A 17,628-nucleotide genomic window follows, 5' to 3' on the forward strand; every position below is an offset into this window, starting at 1 on the left:
TACTATGTAACCTCCCGATCTGGAATTGGGCCGTCAGACGATCCGGAACGAGTCCACCATGGCGCAGCGCCTGCGCCGGCAGAAGCTCTTGGCCGAGGTCAGCCCTTCCCCGGTCGGACCCGCGATGGTAAAGGTGCAGTGCCCCTCTCCGCCCACGCCGATGCCCGCGTAGGAGGGCGCGTTCTTGACGAAGATGGTCGTCTCGATCGCCCGCGCAAATTTCGTGAGGTGGTCGATGTTTTTGGAGTGCATGTGGGCGGTGTGCCGGAGCCCGTGCTCCGCCCTGACCGCCAGGTCGATCGCCGTGTCGATGTCCGGCACCCGCACGATCGGCAGAATCGGCATCATGAGCTCGATCTGCACGAACGGGTCGTCGAACTGCGCCTCGCAGATGACGCAGCGGATCTCCTCCCCGACCTCGATCCCGATCTCGTGGAGGATCTTTTTGGCGTCGCGGCCGACCCAGTTCTTGTTGATCGCCTTTTTGCCCTTCTTGTCCTCGACCAGCACCACCCCTTCAAGCTGCCGCATCTGCTCGCGGCTGATGAGGTAGGCGCCGTTCTGGGACATGTAGTAGATCAGCTCGTCGGTGATGCTCTCGAAGGCGAACACCTCCTTCTCCGCGATGCAGGGGAGGTTGTTGTCAAAGGTGCAGCCGTCGATGATGTCCCTGCCCGCCTTCTGGATGTCGGCCGTGTCGTCGACGATGACGGGCGGATTGCCCGCGCCCGCGCCGATCGCCTTTTTGCCCGACGAGAGCACCGCGCGCACGACGCCCGGGCCGCCGGTGCAGCAGATCATGCGCACCTTGGGGGATTTCATCATGATGTCGGAGGTCTCCATCGTGGGCTTTCTCACCGCGACGGCGAGGTTCTCCGGCGCGCCCACCGAGCGCGCCGCCCGGTTGACGAGGTCCACCGCGTAGAGCGAGGTCATCAGCGCCCCGGGGTGGGGGTTGAAGACCACCGTGTTGCTGCCCGCGATCATGCCGATCGAGTTGCAGAGCACCGTCTCGCTCGGGTTGGTGGAGGGGGTCATCGCGCCGATCACGCCGAAGGGCGCGAGCTCGAGCAGCGTGAGCCCCTTGTCCCCCGTGATCGCCTCGGTCACGAGGTCCTCGGTGCCGGGGGTCTTCTGGGCCACATAGCGGTGCTTGAGGATCTTGTGCTCCACGCGGCCCATGCCCGTCTCCGACACGCCCAGTCTGGCGAGCGTCTCGGCCTCCTCGAGAATCAGCCGGCGGATGGCGGAGATGATCTCCTCCTTCTCCTCCACCGACATGTCATAGAGCTTTTTCTGCGCCTTCCAGGCGGCGTCGATCGCATCGTTCATATCTTCGAACACGCCGAGATAGGTCTTCCCGTCGATCACCATCCCGGAGGAAGCCTCGGAAACCGCCATGCCCGCGATCACCTGGCGGACGATTCCCTCGATCTCCTTTTCGCTGATGTTCATCTGCTGTATTCCTCCCTTATGCCTGCGCTGAAAACCTTCAGCGCGTAGTTCGCAAGGTTCGTATCCTGTTCCGCCGTGCCCCCGCTGACGCCGAAGCCGCCGACCAGCCGGTTCCCCTCCACCAGCGGCACGCCGCCGCCGAAGATGACGATCCGTCCGCCGTTCGTGTGCTGGAGGCCGTAGAGGGAGCCGCCCGGCTTACAGAGCCCGGCGAGCTCCTCGGTGGACATGCGCATCGCCGCGCTGGTGAACGCCTTGTCCCTGGCGATCTCAACGCTCGCGAGCAGCGCGCCGTCGTCCCGGAGCAGCGCCGTGGGGCTGCCCCCCTCGTCGCACACCGCGGCGGTCACCCGCAGGTTTTCCCGCCGCGCCTCGGCGAGCACCCGCCGGCAGAGCTCCAGCGCTCTTTCGAGGAACCCGCCGCCGAAGTCCGCCGGCGGGGCCGCCGGTCCGGGCCCCTGCGCGTCGGCCATGCGGGCCATCGCGTAGAGCAGGTCGGAAAGGCGGTTGAGATAGCGCATCGCGTCGGGCGTGACGCCGCCCGTCTGCTTGGCGGAGGCCATCTCCCGCTCCGCGCGGCGCGCGATTGCCCGGGAAACCCCGAGCGCCGCGGCGCCCGCGCTCTCCCGGGAGCCGTCCGGCGCGCCCGCGCCCGCCGACTCCATCATCAGGTCGATGGATTCCTCCATTCCCCTGACGCGGGCGGCGTCGGCGAATTTTTCGCCGCCCGAAAGTTCGGCGGAGAGGGCCGCCACGTCCCGCCGCAGCGTCCCCGCGACCTCGGAAAGCCCCGCCGGGAGCTTCCCGGCCGCCTCCCCGAGCGACGCGTCCAGTTCCTCCAGCGCCCCGAGCAGGGAAAACACGGGGGAATTTTTGGGGATCATCCGGCGGTTTCCCGTGCTGGAGAACCCGGTGTCCCCGGTCCTTGTGTAGATCCTCATCGGTGATCCCCCTCTCCGGAGGCTATGTAACGCCCCGCGATTTTTTATTTGCCGAGAGAGGCCAGCACCTTCTGGGTGATCTCACGGATCATCGCCTCGTTGGAGGCGGGGTTCGCGGTCGGGGCCGATTTGGCCGCGCAGGAGGCCTTCTGCTCCGGGGTCAGGCAGCGGCATTTGTCGGTGCCGCGGTTGGCGCAGCGGGAGCAGCCGGGATGCCGTCCGGGCAGCTTCATCTGCTTGCGGATTTCAATCAGCCGCTCGATCTGCTCGCAGGTCAGCTCCTGCGCGCCGCCGAGCTGCTTGGCGTAGAGGCTCACCTTTGCCCAATATTCGAGCGTCTCCATGCGGAAATACGCCTGGGTCAGGTCGACGCCCACCGACAGCGCGCCGTGGTTTTCCAGCAGCACCGCGTCGTGGTCCTTGAGCGCGTCGGAGATCGCCTCGGGGATCTCCATCGTGGAGGGGGTGCCGTACTTGGTCAGCGGCACCTCGCCGAGGAAGATGATGACCTCGGGCATGATCATGCTGTCGAGCGGCATGCCGCAGACGGCGTGCGCGGTCGCGACAGGCGGATGCGCGTGGACCACGGCGGTCACGTCGGGGCGCTCCTGGTAGACGCGCAGGTGCATCTTGAACTCGGAGGAGGGCTTATACTTCGCGTTGGGCTCGAGCATGTTGCCCTGCCCGTCCACCTTGAGGATCATGTCGGGGGTCATGTAACCCTTGGACACGCCGGTGGGGGTGCAGTAGAACTCGTTTTCGCTGATCTTGACGGAGAAGTTGCCGTCGTTGGCGGCGACAAATCCGTTCTGATAGATGCGGCGGCCGATGTCACAGAGCTGTTTTTTGATCTCGTATGCCGATGCCATAAATTTCGTCTCCTTTTTTACACTGTTTTGCAGAAGGTGGTTGCATTTCCTGTTCATTCCTGTTATCATCTTATCAAGATTAATCAAAACAAGCTATATTTGGCGGCGATATTGATCATTTCACCTCTATAACTTGATCTACAATCCGTTTTGATCACCTATGATCGACAGAAGGAGGAAATCCGATGCTCGCCTACGAACGCAAGCAGCAAATCCTCGACTATATGCGCGAACGGGGCCGGGTGGTCACCGTCGAGCAGCTGTGCGCCGCCGTCTTTGCCAGCGGCGCCACTGTCCGCCGCGACCTGCGCGAGCTGGAGGAGAGCAAGCTCATCCGGCGCACCCGCGGCGGGGCGATCCTCGTCGAGGGGAGCACGAGCGAGGACCCCCTCGCCTTCCGCGAAAACCAGAACGCGATGAAAAAGCAGATCATCGCCGACATGGCTTCCCGCCACATCTCCGACGGGATGACCCTCTTCCTCGATTCGTCGAGCACCGTCTTCGCGCTGGCGCGGACCCTCGACCGCTTCACCAACATCAAGGTGATCACCAACGGGCTCAAGACCTCCCTGCTTCTCTCGGAGTTCAAAAACGTCAAGGTCTTCTGCACCGGCGGCACCCTGCGGGAGAACTCCAAGTCCCTCGTCGGCGAGACCGCCTGCAGCTACATCGACCGCTTCAACGCCGACATCGCCTTCATGTCCTGCCGGGGCTTCAGCATCGAGCGGGGGGTGTCGGAGGCGAGCGAGGAGGAGGCCGCCGTCAAGCGCCGCTACCTCGCCAACTGCAAAAAATCGATCCTCCTCTGCGACCTGTCCAAGATGAACGTCGACTTTCTCTGCAAGCTCGCCGCTCTCTCCGACTACTACGAGGTGATCACCGAGCGCAAGGAGACCAACGACCTCTGCAACCAGTACACCCAGCTCCACCGGCCGAACTGACCATATCCATAAAAAGGGCCTTCCCCGGCGGGGAAGGCCCTTTTTATGCGTTATTCCTCGGTGACGACGCCCTTGCGCAGGATGATGTTGGCGTAGAGCGCCAGCTCGGAGGAGGTGACGACCGCGTAGGCCTCCTTCGCACGCTCATAGAAAGCGAACCGCTCGATCATTTCGATCCTGTTGTTCACCGGCTCGTAACGGTTGATGATCTCCCGGTACTCGTCCCAGATGACCGGCTTGCAGGGGTCGCCGGGGACGACCTCCATCAGCCCCACCTGGTACTCGCTGTAGGAATCGAGCGGCATGAGCCGCAAAACCGCGTCGAGGAGCTTCGGCACGCCGTTGCCGTCGCAGCGCACGAGGCGTTTGGCCATCGCGGCGTGCGGGAAATTGCCGTCGCCGATCACGATCGTGTCGCCGTGGCCCATCTCCATCAGGATTTTGAGCAGCTCGGGCGGCAGGACGCTGGGGATGCCCTTTAACATCGCAATTCCTCCTTCATCTTGCCGAACATGTTCGGCAGGATGAAGCCGCTGCGGCGGGGTTCCCCACTCGCCGCGCTCGCTCAACGTGCGGTAGGAACCTGACGGTTCCCACACACACGCCCCCTCCCTTTCGGTCAGGCGGGGACTTGCCGAATATGATGGCTTGTCATCTGTCAAAAGGGGGCGGCAGTCCGCCGCCCCCTCTTATCTGTTTTCTCAGCGGTAGAGCGGCCCGTACTGCTCGCAGGCGCGGTAGTCCGCCGACTCGAGGTCCCGGGTGCCGTAGGAGGCCCAGGTGTGCGGGCGGTAGACCGCGTCGTCCTCCACGTTGTGGAGCGAGACGGGGATGCGCAGCATCGAGGCCAGCGTGATGAGGTCCGCGCCGATGTGCCCGTAGACGAAAGCGCCGTGGTTCGCGCCCCAATTGGCCATGACGCTGTAGACGTCCTTGAAAGCGCCCTTTCCGGTCAGGCGGGGGGCGAACCAGGTCGTCGGCCAGGTGCGGTCGGTGCGCAGGTCGATCTTTTCGTGCATGTCGTCGGGCAGCAGGGCGGTCCAGCCCTCGGCGAGCTGAAGCACCGGGCCGAGCCCGTCGACGAGGTTGAAGCGCACGAGGGTGACGGGCATCTCCGCGTGGGTCTTAAAGTGGGAGGAGAACCCGCCGCCGCGGAAGTACTCATAGTTGGCGCGGCACCAGTCGGTCGCGCCGAGCATCGCTTCGATGTCGGAATCGGTGACGTCGAACCACTGCTTCATGCAGCCGTTTCCGCTCTCGTCCTTCGAGACGCCGGTGGCGTCGAGCGCCGCCGCGCCCGAGTTGATGAGGTGCAGGAAGCCGTTGGCGGCGACGCCCTCCGGGCGGCGTCCGCACACCCGCTCGACCGCCTCGGGGCTCCAGTAGGTGCGCACGTCGGCGAAGACGGGGGCGCGGTTGGTCAGCAGCGCCTCAAAGAGCATGGCGACGCCGTTGCAGGTGTCGTTCTCGGTGGCGAGCACGGTCGGGCACTTTTTGCCGTTCCAGTCGAAGGTGCTGTTGTTGATCGCCTCCATGAAGTCGCCGTTCGGGAGCCAGTCGGTCCACTGGCGCTGCCCCTGGAAGCCGCCCGCGATCGCGTTGCGGCCGAGCGACTCCTCGTGCCAGCCCATCTCGGCGAGCTTGGGATTGCCGTACAGGATGTCGTGGCAGACGAGCGTCTGCTTGACGATGAACTCCCAGTCCTTGTCGGCCGGGACGACCTTGGATTTCGTGATGACCTCCGGCAGGTTCTTGCCGGCGTTGCAGTCAAAGCCCTCCTTACAATTGGCCTTGACCCATTTGAGCGCCTTCTCATACTCGTCATGGTCGTAGATCTCCAGCGTGATGCGGCGGACGATCTCGGTCATGTCGACCCACTCGGCGCGGATGCCCAGATATTTCTGGAAAAAGTCGGCGTTGCAGTTGGAGCCGGCGATGCCCATCGCGACGCCGCCGAGGTTGACGTACGCCTTGTCCCGCATGAGCCCCACCGCGACGGCGCAGCGCGCGAACCGCAGCAGCTTCTCTGACACGTCCGCCGGGATCGAGGTGTCGTCGGCGTCCTGCACGTCGTGGCCGTAGATCGAAAAGACGGGCAGATTCCGCTGCGCGTGGGCGGACATGGCCGCCGCGAGGTAGACCGCGCCGGGGCGCTCGGTGCCGTTGAAGCCCCAGACCGCCTTGATGGTCAGCGGGTCGAGGTCCATCGTCTCGCTGCCGTAGCACCAGCAGGGGGTGACCGACAGGGTCGCCACAACGTTTTCGGTGGAGAACTGCTCGGCCACCTTGGCCGCCTCCGCGCCGCCGCCGATCGTCGTGCAGCCGAGGACGCACTGGACCGGGGTGCCGTCGGGATATGTAAGGTTCTTCGAGATCAGCTCCGCCGCCGCGTAAGCCATGCCCATCGTCTGGTTTTCGAGGCTCTCGCGGACGCCGCCCCACCTGCCGTCGATGACCGGCCGGATGCCAATTTTCGGATAACTCATGAAATGACCTCCTTCAGTTTGACTGTTGAACAAAATCCGGACGCACCGTCCGGATATTTTTATTGCCTGTGTCCAATTTTACACAATCGCCCCGCAAAAGTTAATTCGTTATTTTCCGGAAATTGGTCGTAATCCTATGAAAAAAGAGAGGGACGGCCCGCACCGTCCCTTTCCCGGTCTCATCCCCCGGGCAGGATATACTGTTTAAAGCGCGCGTAGGCCGCCTCCCACGCAGGAACGTCCTCCGGCAGGTATTCGACCGGCTCGAAGGAGTTGGAGATGATCCTCCGCGCCTCCCACACGTCGCCGATGTCCCCCTGCGCCATCAGCTGCACCGCGATGTTGCCCAGCGCGGTCGCCTCGATCGGCCCGGCCACCACCCGGCAGCCGGTGGAGGAGGCCGCCATGCGGCAGAGGAGATTGTCCTTGGTGCCGCCGCCGACCATGTGGATGCTGTGGTAGTCCTTGCCCGTGCAGTCGCGGATCTGGTCGAAGGCGCAGCGGTACTTGAGCGCGAGGCTCTCGTAGATGCAGCGCATGATCTCGCCGACCGTCTGCGGCTCCCCCTGCCCCGTGCGCCCGCAGAAGGCGCGGATGCGGCGGGGGATGTTGCCCGGCGCGACGAATTCGGGCGCGTCGGGGTCGATGAAGTAGCGGAAGGGCTCGGAGGCCAGCGCGTGTTTTTCGAGATCGTTGTAGCTGTACTGCTCCCCCTCGCGGCGGTACTGGCGGCGGGTCTCCTGGATCATCCAGAGGCCGATGATGTTTTTGAGGAACCGCACCGTGTACCCGTAGCCGCCCTCGTTGGTGATGTTGTAACGCAGGCTCTTCTCCCCGATGACCGGCTCCCGAAGCTCGGTGCCGAAGAGGGACCAGGTGCCGCAGGAGATGTAGATGAAATCCTCCTCCGTCGCGGGCGCGGCCACGACCGCGCAGGCGGTGTCGTGACCCGTCACCGAGACCACCTTCACCGGTCCGACGCCCAGCTCCTCGCGGATGTCGTCCGACAGGACGCCCAGCGGGGTGCCCGGCTTCACGATGTCGGGGAAGAGGTCCTCGGGGATCCCCAGCCGCCGCATGATCCCTTTGTTCCACTCGTGGGTGCGCGGGTCCATGAGCTGGGTGGTGGAGGCGATCGAATATTCCGACGCCTGCCCGCCCGTCAGCAGGTAGCCGAAGAGGTCGGGCATGAGCAGCGCGCGGCTGGCGCGCTCGAGCAGCTCGGGGCGCTTCTGCGCGAGGGAATAGAGCTGGAAGATCGTGTTGAGCTCCATGAACTGGTTGCCGGTCGCCCGGTAGAGCTCGTCGCGGCCGATGATCCCGCAGACCTCCTCGATCATCCCGGCGGTGCGGGCGTCGCGGTAGTGGACGGGGTTCTGCATCAGGTCGCCGTGCCGGTCGAGCAGGCCGAAATCCACCCCCCAGGTGTCGATGCCGATGCTCTCGAAATCGCCCAGCGCCTTCGCCTTGGTGATGCCCTGCTTGATCTCGTGAAAGAGCGCGAGCACGTCCCAGTAGAAGGTCCCGCGCACCGTGACGGGGTTGTTGTCGAAGCGGTGAACCTCGGTGAGCGCAATGCGCTCCCCATCGAATTCCCCGAGCATGGCACGGCCGCTCGACGCGCCGAAATCAAATGCCAGCAGTCTCTTTTTCATCTCATGACACCCTTTTCCTCTTGATTTATTCCACGCTCGTGAACGGGAACATCAGCTTCTGGTTCTCCTTTTTGTAGAGGTCCTCCTTCTTGATGATCACGCTGTCGGTGTTGACCACCTCGGGCACCGTCCTGCCCTGGAGGATCGAAACCGTGTTGGAGACGCTCAGGTACCCCATGTTGAAGGGGTTCTGGATGACGAACGCCTGGATCGTCCCCTGCTCCATGAACTGGATCTGCTTTTCCGAGCTGTCGCAGGCGATCAGCCCGACCTTCCCCTCCAGCCCGAGGTCCCGGATCGCGTTGGCCACGCCGAGCGCCGACGACTCGTTGAGCCCCACCATACAGCAGATCTCCGGATGCGCGATGAGCATCTCCTTGGTGCGCTGCCGGGAGACGATCTCCGAGCCGTCGCAGTAGTCGAGCGCGGCCACCCGCTCCATCCCGCCCGCGACGTTATCGACGAGCCCGTCGCGGCGTTCCACCGCCGTGCGCGCCCCCTCGACATGGCCCATCACGCCGATCTTCTGCTCGGGCGGGACCGCCTCGTCCACCAGCTCGGCAAGCTTGCGGCCCATCGCGACGTTGTCGGTGCCGACGAAGCACCGCCGCCCGTCGTAGTTGACGTCGCTGTCGACCGTCACGAGCAGGATGCCCGCGTCGGTCACCTCCTTGCAGACGGGGACCATCCGCTCATAGTCGCTCGCCGCCAGGATGATCGCGTCGGGGTGCTTGGCGATCGCCTCCCGCACCAGTTCGATCTGGCGGTCGACGTCCTTTTCCATCGGCGGGGCGGTCACCTCGCAGTTGACGCCGTATTCCGCGGCGGCCGACTGCACCCCCTGCTCCACCACCCGCCAGAAGTCGGGCGGGTTGGCCAGCGCCTTGAAGATCACCTGGATGTTGTAGCGCGCGGCCGGCTCCTCCTCGGGGAGCAGCAGGCGGCCCTCGTGGACAAAGAAGAAGAGCAGCGCCCCAAAGCAGAAGAACAGCGCCGCCAGCAGCAGGAAATAGCGCCTTTTAAACATCATCTTCATCACCGCCTTCGATCACCGGCAGCCAGATTTCCACACGGGTGCCCTCGCCGGGCGCGGAGAAATAGTGCAGTCCGTATTCCTCCCCGAAACAGAGGCGGATGCGGTTGTTGACGTTGATCACGCCGATCCCCCGGTCGGTGTCGGGGCGCGGGACGAAGAGCTGCTCCAGCTGCTCGGCCGTCATGCCCACGCCGCTGTCCGCGATCGTGATGGTCAGCCGTTCCCCCTCGGTGCGCGCCGAGATGGCGATCTCGCCGCCCGCCTGGCTCATCTTGACGCCGTGGTAGACGGCGTTTTCAACAATCGGCTGGAGGATGAGCTTGGGGGTCATCAGCCCGAGCAGCCCGGGCGGCACGTCGACCCGCCAGGAGAGCTTATCCTCGTAGCGCATCTTCTGGATGGTGAGGTAGCTTTTGATGTTCTCCACCTCGTTGAGCAGCGTGACGAGGTTTTCCCCCTTGCTGATGCTCGTGCGGAAGAGCCGCGCGAGCGCGGAGGTGACCTCCACGACCTCGTCGTTCTTGCCGCCCGCCGACATCCAGATGATCGTGTCGAGGGTGTTGTAGAGGAAGTGCGGGTTGATCTGCGCCTGGAGGGCGCGGATTTCGCTTCTGCGCTTCTCCTCCTCGTCCCGCACCGTCTTTTCCATCAGGTCCTTGATGCGGGAGATCATGACGTTGAAGGTCTTACTGAGGTGGCCGATCTCGTTGTTGAGCTCGATCTCCGAGCGCACGTCGAAGTTGCCCACCTCGACCTCGTGCATCGTGTTCTCAAGCATCTTGATCGGGTTGGTGATCGTCGTGGAGATGAGCACCGCGAAGGTCATCGCGAAGAGGATCGAGATCCCCGCGAGGCGGAAATAGAAGTCGATGATGCTGCTCTTGTCCTTGATCAGCTCATCCACGTTCACCACCCCCACCGCGCTCCAGCCGGTCAGCTCGGAGTAGTTGCGGGTGTAGATGCGGTTGTTCACATCGTCCCGCAGGTAGGTGTCCCGCATCTTGAGGATCTCCTCGACGAGCTCGCTCTTGATGCCCGAGTAGAGGAGCTGCTGCTGGGGATGGTAGATGATGTTCTTGTGCCGGTCGATCAGGTAGATGTAGCCGTTCTTGCCCAGCTGGGCGTTTTCGCAGATCGCCTCGATCGACCGGTAGTTGAGGTCGATCACCATGACGCCCGTGACCTCCCCCGTCTCGGGGTCGAGCACCGACTTGGAGATCGAGATGACCCACTTGTACTCCCCCGACACGAGGTTCTGCACGTGGGAGGGGGAGACGACGATCTCGTCCTTGTAGGACATCGGCTTCAGGTACCAGTCGGTGACGTTGAACTCGGAGTTCTCGTTGACCTCCTTTTCGACGTCGCTGAGCACGACGTCCCTATACTTGGAGATCACCGCGATGTTGGTGATGTCGCTGCGGGTGTTCGCCACAATGTTCATGTGCGCGGCCGCGTTCGCGCGCAGCCGTTCCAGCTCCTTCTCCTCGATGTAGGAGAGGCGCTTGTCGTGGTGCCGGTTATAGAAGGCCATCACGTCCCGCACGTCCTTGTTCTCGACGACCACCTTCGCCATGCTCTTCATGTTGTCTATGTAGGAGTCGATGCTCGCGTTGATCTCCCCGAGCAGGCGCACGGTGTAGTTGATCGAGATGCTCTCGATATCGTTCATCGTGTAGTAGTAGGAGACAAGTGAAACGAGCAGCACGATGATCGAGATGAGCAGCATGAAGGACAGGATCATCGTGCCGCGCACGCTGTAGGGATTGAGCGCCTTCCTCAGTTTTTTCCAAACCTTCCGCACGTCTTCCCTCCCTCGGCTCAGGCCTGAGGCGCGGTGTCGCCGCGCCGGCTGAACTCCCGGTATTCCTTGGGCGTCATGCCCGTCACCCGCTTGAAGGTCACGCTGAAATAGTGCGGGTCGGAGAAGCCCACGTCCTCCGCGGCCTCATAGGTGCGCCGGTCGGTGAAGGCCAGGATCTGCTGGGCCTTCTCCATGCGCACCCGGGTCAGGTATTCCACAAAGGTCGCGCCGGTGCGCGACTTGAAGATCGCGCTGAAATAGCTCGTGCTGATCGCGAGGTGCTCGGTGATCATGTTGAGGGAGAGCCTCGGGTCGCCGTAGTGCTCGCGGATGTATTTTTCCGCCTTGCTCACCTGGGCGGCGGCGGTGTCGCTCTTGGTGAGGGCGAGGATTTTGAACGCCTTGTCGCACACCTCGTCGATCATCCGTTCCAGCCGCCCGAGCGTCGGGGCGGAATAGAAGTTGAACTGCTCCCACGTCTTTTCGAGCGACTCCACCTCGGCGCCGCCGATCAGCTCGTCGGTGAGCCCGATGAGGGTCATCATCAGCTTCTGGCTGTAGAGCACGCACCGCTCGAAGGGGACGTGGCCGGAGCGGAGCTGCCCGACCAGGTCGTGCACGGCGGCGCGGGCGCCCTCCCGGTCGAGGGTCTTGACGGCGGCCTCCAGCCGCCGCTCGCAGCTGAAATAGTCGATGTCCCGCGTCTCCCGGATGTCGACGTCCGCCACGCAGGTGACGCTCGACTCCCCGTAGAAGAACCGGTAGCCCAGCGCGGTCATCGCCTGCCCGTGGGAGAGGTGCAGTTCGTCGAGGTAGGCGACCGGGTCCCCGATGCCGCCCGAGACGGGCACCTGCAGCGCGGCGCCCGCCGTCTTGGAGATCGTCCGGCAGAGCCCGATGGCGGCCGCGTAGAGGCCGTCGCGCTCCCCGGAGCTGATGATCAGCTTGGTCAGGCCGTCGTTGCCCTGGAAAGCCAGCGTCCCGTGGCTGTTTTCCGAGAGCTCCTGCGCGATGTTCGCCAGCCCGTAGCGCATCAGCTCGAGGTTGCCGCCGTCGTCCTCCGTCGCGGGCGCGCGCAGGTCCACGTCGAGCACCGCCGCGATGTGGTAGCGCCCCGCGAAGTCCAGCTTGTGCGCGCGGCAGCTCTCCTCGATCCGCTTCGCGTCGAGGCGGCGGGTCATGAGCTGATTTAAGAAGTAGCTGGCGACGATCTGCATCGAGTCGTCGATGTTGCGCAGCCGGCGCTCGTCGAGCTCCCCCCTGAGCCGGTCGGTCAGCTCGTTGATGCTCGCCGGGGTGACCGGCTTGAGGACATAGTCGTAGACCTGCATCTTGATCGCCCGGTGGGCGTACTGGAAGTCGTCGTAGCCGGTGAGAATCACCACCACGGTGTTGGGCAGGTGCTCGTTGATATAGCGGGTGAGCTCGAGTCCGTCGACAAAGGGCATGCAGATGTCGGTGATCAGCACGTCGGGCACAAAGCCCCCCTCGAGCTTTTCGATCGCCTCCCGCCCGTCGCGGCAGCCGACCGGCGGGTCGAAGCCGTGCTCGGTCCAGCGGATCGTCCGGAGCATCGCGCCCAAAACCTCAAGTTCATCCTCCGCAAGCATGATTTTGTACATGTTGACGCCTGTGCCTTTCTGGAAATGTCTATTTCTGTTCATTTTCATGTTATCGGAAAACACCCGGCCTTACAAGAGAATTTTCCCTGAAAAGTAAAAATTTGAACAATTTATGGAAAATTCTCTATGGGATTCCCCCGGAGAAGCCTCTATAATGAAAATCAGCGGGCAACATATGTCAAATTATATAATTTATTCATTCATTATTATTATTTTTTGTAGTATGTTGACAAATACAACCAATAGGGGTGATTCTGCTGTGAGTGAACATACCAGCCCGGAAAGCCCGGTCATCCTCCAGATGGTCGGAATCGACAAGCGTTTCCAGGGCGTCCACGCGCTGAAACAATGCCACCTCGAACTGCGGCGCGGGGAGATCCACGCGCTCGTCGGAGAAAACGGCGCCGGTAAGTCGACGCTGATGAAGGTGCTCACCGGCATCTACAAGGCGGACGAGGGCAAGATCATCTACAACGGCAAAGAGGTCCAGTTTAAAAACCCGAAGGAGGCCCAGGAGGCGGGCATCTCGATCGTCCACCAGGAGCTCAACCTGATGAACCACCTCACCGCCGCCCAGAACATCTTCATCGGGCGGGAGTGCAAGGGCTTCTTCCTCCACGACGACCAGATCAACGCCGCCACCCAGAAGCTCTTCGACCACCTCAAGCTGACGATCAGGCCCACCGACAAGGTCGGCTCCCTCACCGTCGGCAAGCAGCAGATGGTCGAGATCACCAAGGCGATCTCCTTCGATTCGTCGGTGCTCATCCTGGATGAGCCGTCGGCGGCCCTTACCGAGGCGGAGATCACCGAGCTCTTCAAGACGATGAACGACCTGCGGGACCGCGGGGTCACGATGGTCTACATCTCCCACCGCATGGACGAGATCATGGAGATCACCGACCGCATCACCGTCATGCGCGACGGCGAGTATATCACCACCCTCAACACGAAGGACACCAACCTCGACGAGATCATCAACGCGATGGTCGGGCGCACCATCTACGAGGAGCCCAAGACGGTGAGCAACGTCCCCCCCGACGCGCCGGTCGTGCTCGAGGTGGAAAACCTCGTCTCCAAGGACGTCAAGGGCGTCTCCTTCCAGCTACATAAGGGCGAGATCCTCGGCTTTGCCGGTCTGATGGGCGCCGGGCGCACCGAGACGGCGCGCCTCATCTTCGGGGCCGACCCCCGCGACGGGGGCGTCATCCGCAAGAACGGCACGGAACTCCACATCAAAACCCCCGAGGACGCGGTCAGGGCCGGCATCGGCTACCTCTCGGAGGACCGCAAGCGGTTCGGGCTCGCGGTGGGGCTGTCCGTCGCGGACAACACCGTGCTCGCGAACCTCGAGGAATTCTCCCGCGCCGGCTTCGTCGACGACCGCAAGATCCGCGAGGCCACGCAGGAGTACGTCGGCAGGATCAACATCAAGACGCCGTCTGTTTCCCAGCTCATCCGCAACCTCTCGGGCGGGAACCAGCAGAAGGTCATCATCGCCAAGTGGCTGGTCAAAAACTGCGACATCCTCATCTTCGACGAGCCCACGCGCGGCATCGACGTCGGCGCCAAGAGCGAAATCTACAAGCTCATGAACGAGCTGGCGCATGAGGGCAAATCGATCATCATGATCTCCTCCGAGCTGCAGGAGGTCCTGCGCATGAGCGACCGGGTCGTATGCATGTGCGAGGGCAGGCTCACCAAGATCCTGGATATCCAGGACGCCTCGCAGGAGGTCATCATGAAATACGCCACTATGAGAAATTAACGGAGGTCGTTGGTTATGGGGAACACAGCTAAAAAACTCAACATTCAGAAACTCCTCGCCCCCGCGGCGCTGGTCATCCTGTATATCTTCTTCTGCTTCTTTGGCAAGAACTTCTTTTCCGCCGGCACCCTCGTCAGCATCCTCGACAGCACCTACTATGTCGGGATGATGGCGTTCGGCATCACCTTCGTCATCATCACGGGCGGCATCGACCTGTCGATCGGCACCAACATGATGATGTCCGCCCTCATCGCGGGCTACCTCTACACCAAGGGCGTCAACATCTGGCTCTGCCTGGTGGTCATCGTGATCATCGCCACCTTCGTGGGCTTCATCAACGGCACGCTCGTCTCCCGCCTCAAGCTCCCCCCCTTCATCGCCACGCTCGGCATGATGATGATGACCCAGGGCTTCGGCTCGATCATCACCAAGGTGCAGACCCAGCGCTTCCCCTCCGGCTTCGACGCGGACGGCGGCTACAAGGCGGTCTTCTACAAGACCCCCGGTGGCTTCCCCTCCGGCATCGTCTACATGCTCGTCTTCTTCCTCATCGCGATGCTCCTGCTCAACAAGACCCGTTTCGGCCGCTACACCTACGCGATCGGCTCCAACGAGGAATCCGTCCGGCTGTCTGGCGTCAATGTCATCAAATGGAAGACCCTCGTCTACACCGTCTGCGGCTTCTTCTGCGGCCTTTCCGCGATCGTCTACGCGGCTACATACACCACCATCATCCCCGGCACCGGCAACGGCCTCGAGATGAACGCCATCGCGGCGGTCATCATCGGCGGCACCTCGATGTCCGGCGGCATCGGCACCATGTCCGGCACCCTGATCGGCGCGCTGCTCATGAGCGTGCTCAAGACCGGCCTCATGTCGATGGGCCTGCAGGGCCACTTCCAGACCTTCTTCACCGGCCTCGTGGTCATCCTCGCGGTGCTGCTCGACATCTACCGCAACAAGAAGGCTTCCGCCGCGAAATAACCCGTCGCTCCTGCGGGAGGACTCCCGTGTTAAAATAGCCACCAATTGTTAAGGAGGAAAACAAAATGAAAAAATTCCTGGCAATCGTGCTCGCGGGCCTGATGCTGATCTCCATTTCCGCCTGCGGCTCCAAGCCGGCCGCCGAGCCGACCCCGGCCCCGGCAGCCCCCGCCGACACTGCGGAACCCGCCCCTGACGCGGCCGCGCCCGCTCCCGCCGACAACGGCGAAAAGCCCTACATCGCGGTCGTCTCCAAGGGCTTCCAGCACCAGTTCTGGCAGGTCGTCAAAAAGGGCGCCGATCAGGCGGCCGCCGACCTCGGCGTTGAAATCACCTTCGACGGCCCGCCGACCGAGTCGGATATCGCCATCCAGGTCGACATGCTCAAATCCGCGATGGACAAAAAGCCCGCCGCCGTCTGCCTCGCCGCGCTCGACACCGAGTCGGTGAAGGAGCAGCTCCAGGCCTGCAAGGACAACGGCATCCCCGTCGTCGGCTTTGACTCGGGCGTTCCGAACGCTCCTGAAGGCTCCATCTACGCGACCGCTTCCACCGACAACTCCGCCGCCGCCGCGATCGCTGCCGAGCAGCTGTACGCTGACGCCGGCTTCCAGGCGAAGCTCGCCGCCGCCACCCCCGAAGCGCCGATCAACGTGGCCGTCCTTTCCCAGGACGCGACCTCCGATTCGATCATCTCCCGTACCTCCGGCTTCATCAACAAGCTCGTCGAGCTCGTCGGCGACGACTCCGTCAAGGTTGTCGGCCATGACAAGTATGCCAAGGACGCCGCCTCCCCGAAGGTGATCGTCAACGTCAACGTCCCGGCCACCACCTCCGCCGCCGACCAGAAGACCGGCGCCGAGGCGCTGCTCGGCCTCGACAACCTCGTCGCGATCTACGGCTCCAATGAAAACGCCGCCGGCGGCATCCTCGCCGCTTCCAACGACGGCAACGACTTCAACAAGGACACCGGCAAGTTCAAGGACATCATCGCCATCGGCTTTGACGCCGGCAAGACCCAGCGCGTCGCCGTTGAGAACGGCTGGTTCCTCGGCTCCGTGACCCAGGACCCCTACCAGATCGGCTACAAGGCCGTCTCCCTGGCGGTTGACGCCATCAACGGCAAACCCGCCGCGAGCCCGATCGTCGACACCGGCGCCAAGTGGTACAACGCCGAGGCGCTCCAGGATCCTTCGATCTCCGAGCTCGTCTACGAATAACGCCCAATTCACATTTATTTCTTTCTCCTATTCTCGTCAGACCGGCTCCCCGCCCTGCGCGGGGGGCCGGTTTTCTCTTGTTCCCCGCCGCCACGGTATCCTTTGGGTACCTACGTTACCGGAAAGTGCTTACTTTACTTTGCGCGGGCGGTGTATTATGATGAAAGCGTCGAAAGAACGCGCCTCCCGGCGCGGGAATAGAATGAAAGGCGGGCCGGTTTATGGACGCGCAATCCTATCTGAAGATGTTCCGGACGGTAAAGATCGCCTCCGCCGCGACGGTGGACGCCGACGGGAACCCGCAGTCCCGCATCATCAACGTGATGCTCTGCGAACCCGAGGGGCTCTATATCGTAACCTCGCGGGGAAAGCCGTTTTACCGGCAGCTTGCCGAAACCGGGAAGATCGCCCTCTCGGCGATGGCGCCCGACTGCCAGTCGCTCAAGCTGAGCGGCCGCGTGCGGAAGGTCGAGCAGAAATGGGTCGACCGGGTGTTCGAGCAGAACCCCGGCATGAACGAGGTCTACCCGGGCGAGAGCCGCTACGCGCTCGACGCCTTCCTCATCTATGAGGGCTCCGGCGAATGGTTCGACCTGCTCCACTACCCCATCCGCCGCGAGACCTTCTCCTTCGGCGGCGCGCCGGAGGAGCACTGCGGCTTTGAAATCACCGGCGGCTGCACCGGCTGCGGCGCCTGCGCCGACGCCTGCCCCCAGAAATGCATTTCGGAGGGCACGCCGTACAAAATAGCATGGGAGCACTGCCTGCAGTGCGGGCTCTGCTCCGAGACCTGCCCGGTGGGGGCGATTCGCCGGCTGCACCGGTAGGACTCAGATAAAGGGGAACACAC

The 17,628-nt window shown here is 63.1% G+C and carries 14 protein-coding genes; 5 read left to right on the plus strand and 9 right to left on the minus strand.

All coding sequences use genetic code 11. The annotated features are described in order from the left end of the window. Window positions 1–33 precede the first annotated feature (33 nt). Genes C1A13_RS10055 through C1A13_RS10065 form a run of 3 tightly spaced genes read right to left on the minus strand, consistent with a single transcriptional unit; the run spans window position 34 to window position 3,265 of the window. Entirely contained in the window at window positions 34–1,455 is a 1,422-nt protein-coding gene (locus C1A13_RS10055; RefSeq protein ID WP_101551616.1) for an aldehyde dehydrogenase family protein, read from the minus strand. Then, the gene (locus C1A13_RS10060; RefSeq protein ID WP_101551618.1) at window positions 1,452–2,396 is read right to left on the minus strand and encodes an ATP:cob(I)alamin adenosyltransferase; all 945 of its coding nucleotides are present in this window, start codon (window positions 2,394–2,396) and stop codon (window positions 1,452–1,454) included. The genes C1A13_RS10055 and C1A13_RS10060 overlap by 4 nt, the downstream gene beginning before the upstream one ends. Window positions 2,397–2,440: 44 nt before the next feature. Next, a complete protein-coding gene (locus C1A13_RS10065; protein ID WP_101553245.1) occupies window positions 2,441–3,265 on the minus strand; it encodes a class II aldolase/adducin family protein in 825 nt (274 codons plus the stop codon). Window positions 3,266–3,450: 185 nt separating this feature from the next. Between C1A13_RS10065 and C1A13_RS10070 the strand changes: the two genes are divergently transcribed. After that, window positions 3,451–4,206, plus strand: a complete 756-nt coding sequence (locus C1A13_RS10070; protein ID WP_101551620.1) for a DeoR/GlpR family DNA-binding transcription regulator — start codon at window positions 3,451–3,453, stop codon at window positions 4,204–4,206. Window positions 4,207–4,256: 50 nt separating this feature from the next. Here the strand turns inward: C1A13_RS10070 and C1A13_RS10075 are convergent, their stop codons facing one another. From C1A13_RS10075 to C1A13_RS10100, 6 genes are all read right to left on the minus strand, one after another. Beyond that, window positions 4,257–4,691 carry an RbsD/FucU family protein gene (locus C1A13_RS10075; protein ID WP_101551622.1) on the minus strand — a complete coding sequence of 145 codons (435 nt, stop codon included), beginning with the start codon at window positions 4,689–4,691 and terminating at the stop codon, window positions 4,257–4,259. Window positions 4,692–4,907: 216 nt separating this feature from the next. Next, entirely contained in the window at window positions 4,908–6,692 is a 1,785-nt protein-coding gene (locus C1A13_RS10080) for an L-fucose isomerase (protein ID WP_101551624.1), read from the minus strand. A 179-nt stretch (window positions 6,693–6,871) separates the two neighbouring features. Then, the gene (locus tag C1A13_RS10085) at window positions 6,872–8,347 is read right to left on the minus strand and encodes a rhamnulokinase (protein WP_101551626.1); all 1,476 of its coding nucleotides are present in this window, start codon (window positions 8,345–8,347) and stop codon (window positions 6,872–6,874) included. A 25-nt stretch (window positions 8,348–8,372) separates the two neighbouring features. Beyond that, entirely contained in the window at window positions 8,373–9,377 is a 1,005-nt protein-coding gene (locus C1A13_RS10090) for a substrate-binding domain-containing protein (RefSeq protein ID WP_172439246.1), read from the minus strand. Then, complete coding sequence (locus C1A13_RS10095; protein ID WP_101551630.1) at window positions 9,367–11,184, minus strand: sensor histidine kinase; 1,818 nt, start codon at window positions 11,182–11,184, stop codon at window positions 9,367–9,369. Before C1A13_RS10095 ends, C1A13_RS10090 begins: the two co-directional genes overlap by 11 nt. A gap of 17 nt (window positions 11,185–11,201) precedes the next feature. Next, a complete protein-coding gene (locus C1A13_RS10100) occupies window positions 11,202–12,806 on the minus strand; it encodes a helix-turn-helix domain-containing protein (protein WP_158595626.1) in 1,605 nt (534 codons plus the stop codon). Between the two features lie 301 nt (window positions 12,807–13,107). Here C1A13_RS10100 and C1A13_RS10105 point away from each other — a divergent pair, with 301 nt between their 5' ends. The 4 genes from C1A13_RS10105 to C1A13_RS10120 all read left to right on the plus strand — a co-directional run bounded on the left by C1A13_RS10105 (window position 13,108) and on the right by C1A13_RS10120 (window position 17,605). Then, on the plus strand, window positions 13,108–14,574 hold the full coding sequence (locus C1A13_RS10105) for a sugar ABC transporter ATP-binding protein (RefSeq protein WP_101553246.1): 1,467 nt from the start codon (window positions 13,108–13,110) through the stop codon (window positions 14,572–14,574). Window positions 14,575–14,589: 15 nt separating this feature from the next. Beyond that, complete coding sequence (locus C1A13_RS10110) at window positions 14,590–15,558, plus strand: ABC transporter permease (RefSeq protein ID WP_101551634.1); 969 nt, start codon at window positions 14,590–14,592, stop codon at window positions 15,556–15,558. 65 nt (window positions 15,559–15,623) lie between these two features. Further along, window positions 15,624–16,778, plus strand: coding sequence for an ABC transporter substrate-binding protein (locus C1A13_RS10115; protein ID WP_101551636.1), 1,155 nt, complete (start codon window positions 15,624–15,626; stop codon window positions 16,776–16,778). Between the two features lie 221 nt (window positions 16,779–16,999). Next, the gene (locus C1A13_RS10120) at window positions 17,000–17,605 is read left to right on the plus strand and encodes a 4Fe-4S binding protein (RefSeq protein WP_101551638.1); all 606 of its coding nucleotides are present in this window, start codon (window positions 17,000–17,002) and stop codon (window positions 17,603–17,605) included. Window positions 17,606–17,628: the final 23 nt, after the last annotated feature.

Origin of the sequence: Anaerotruncus massiliensis (ex Togo et al. 2026) (assembly GCF_900199635.1) — a bacterium.
GTDB lineage: Bacteria > Bacillota > Clostridia > Oscillospirales > Ruminococcaceae > Anaerotruncus > Anaerotruncus massiliensis.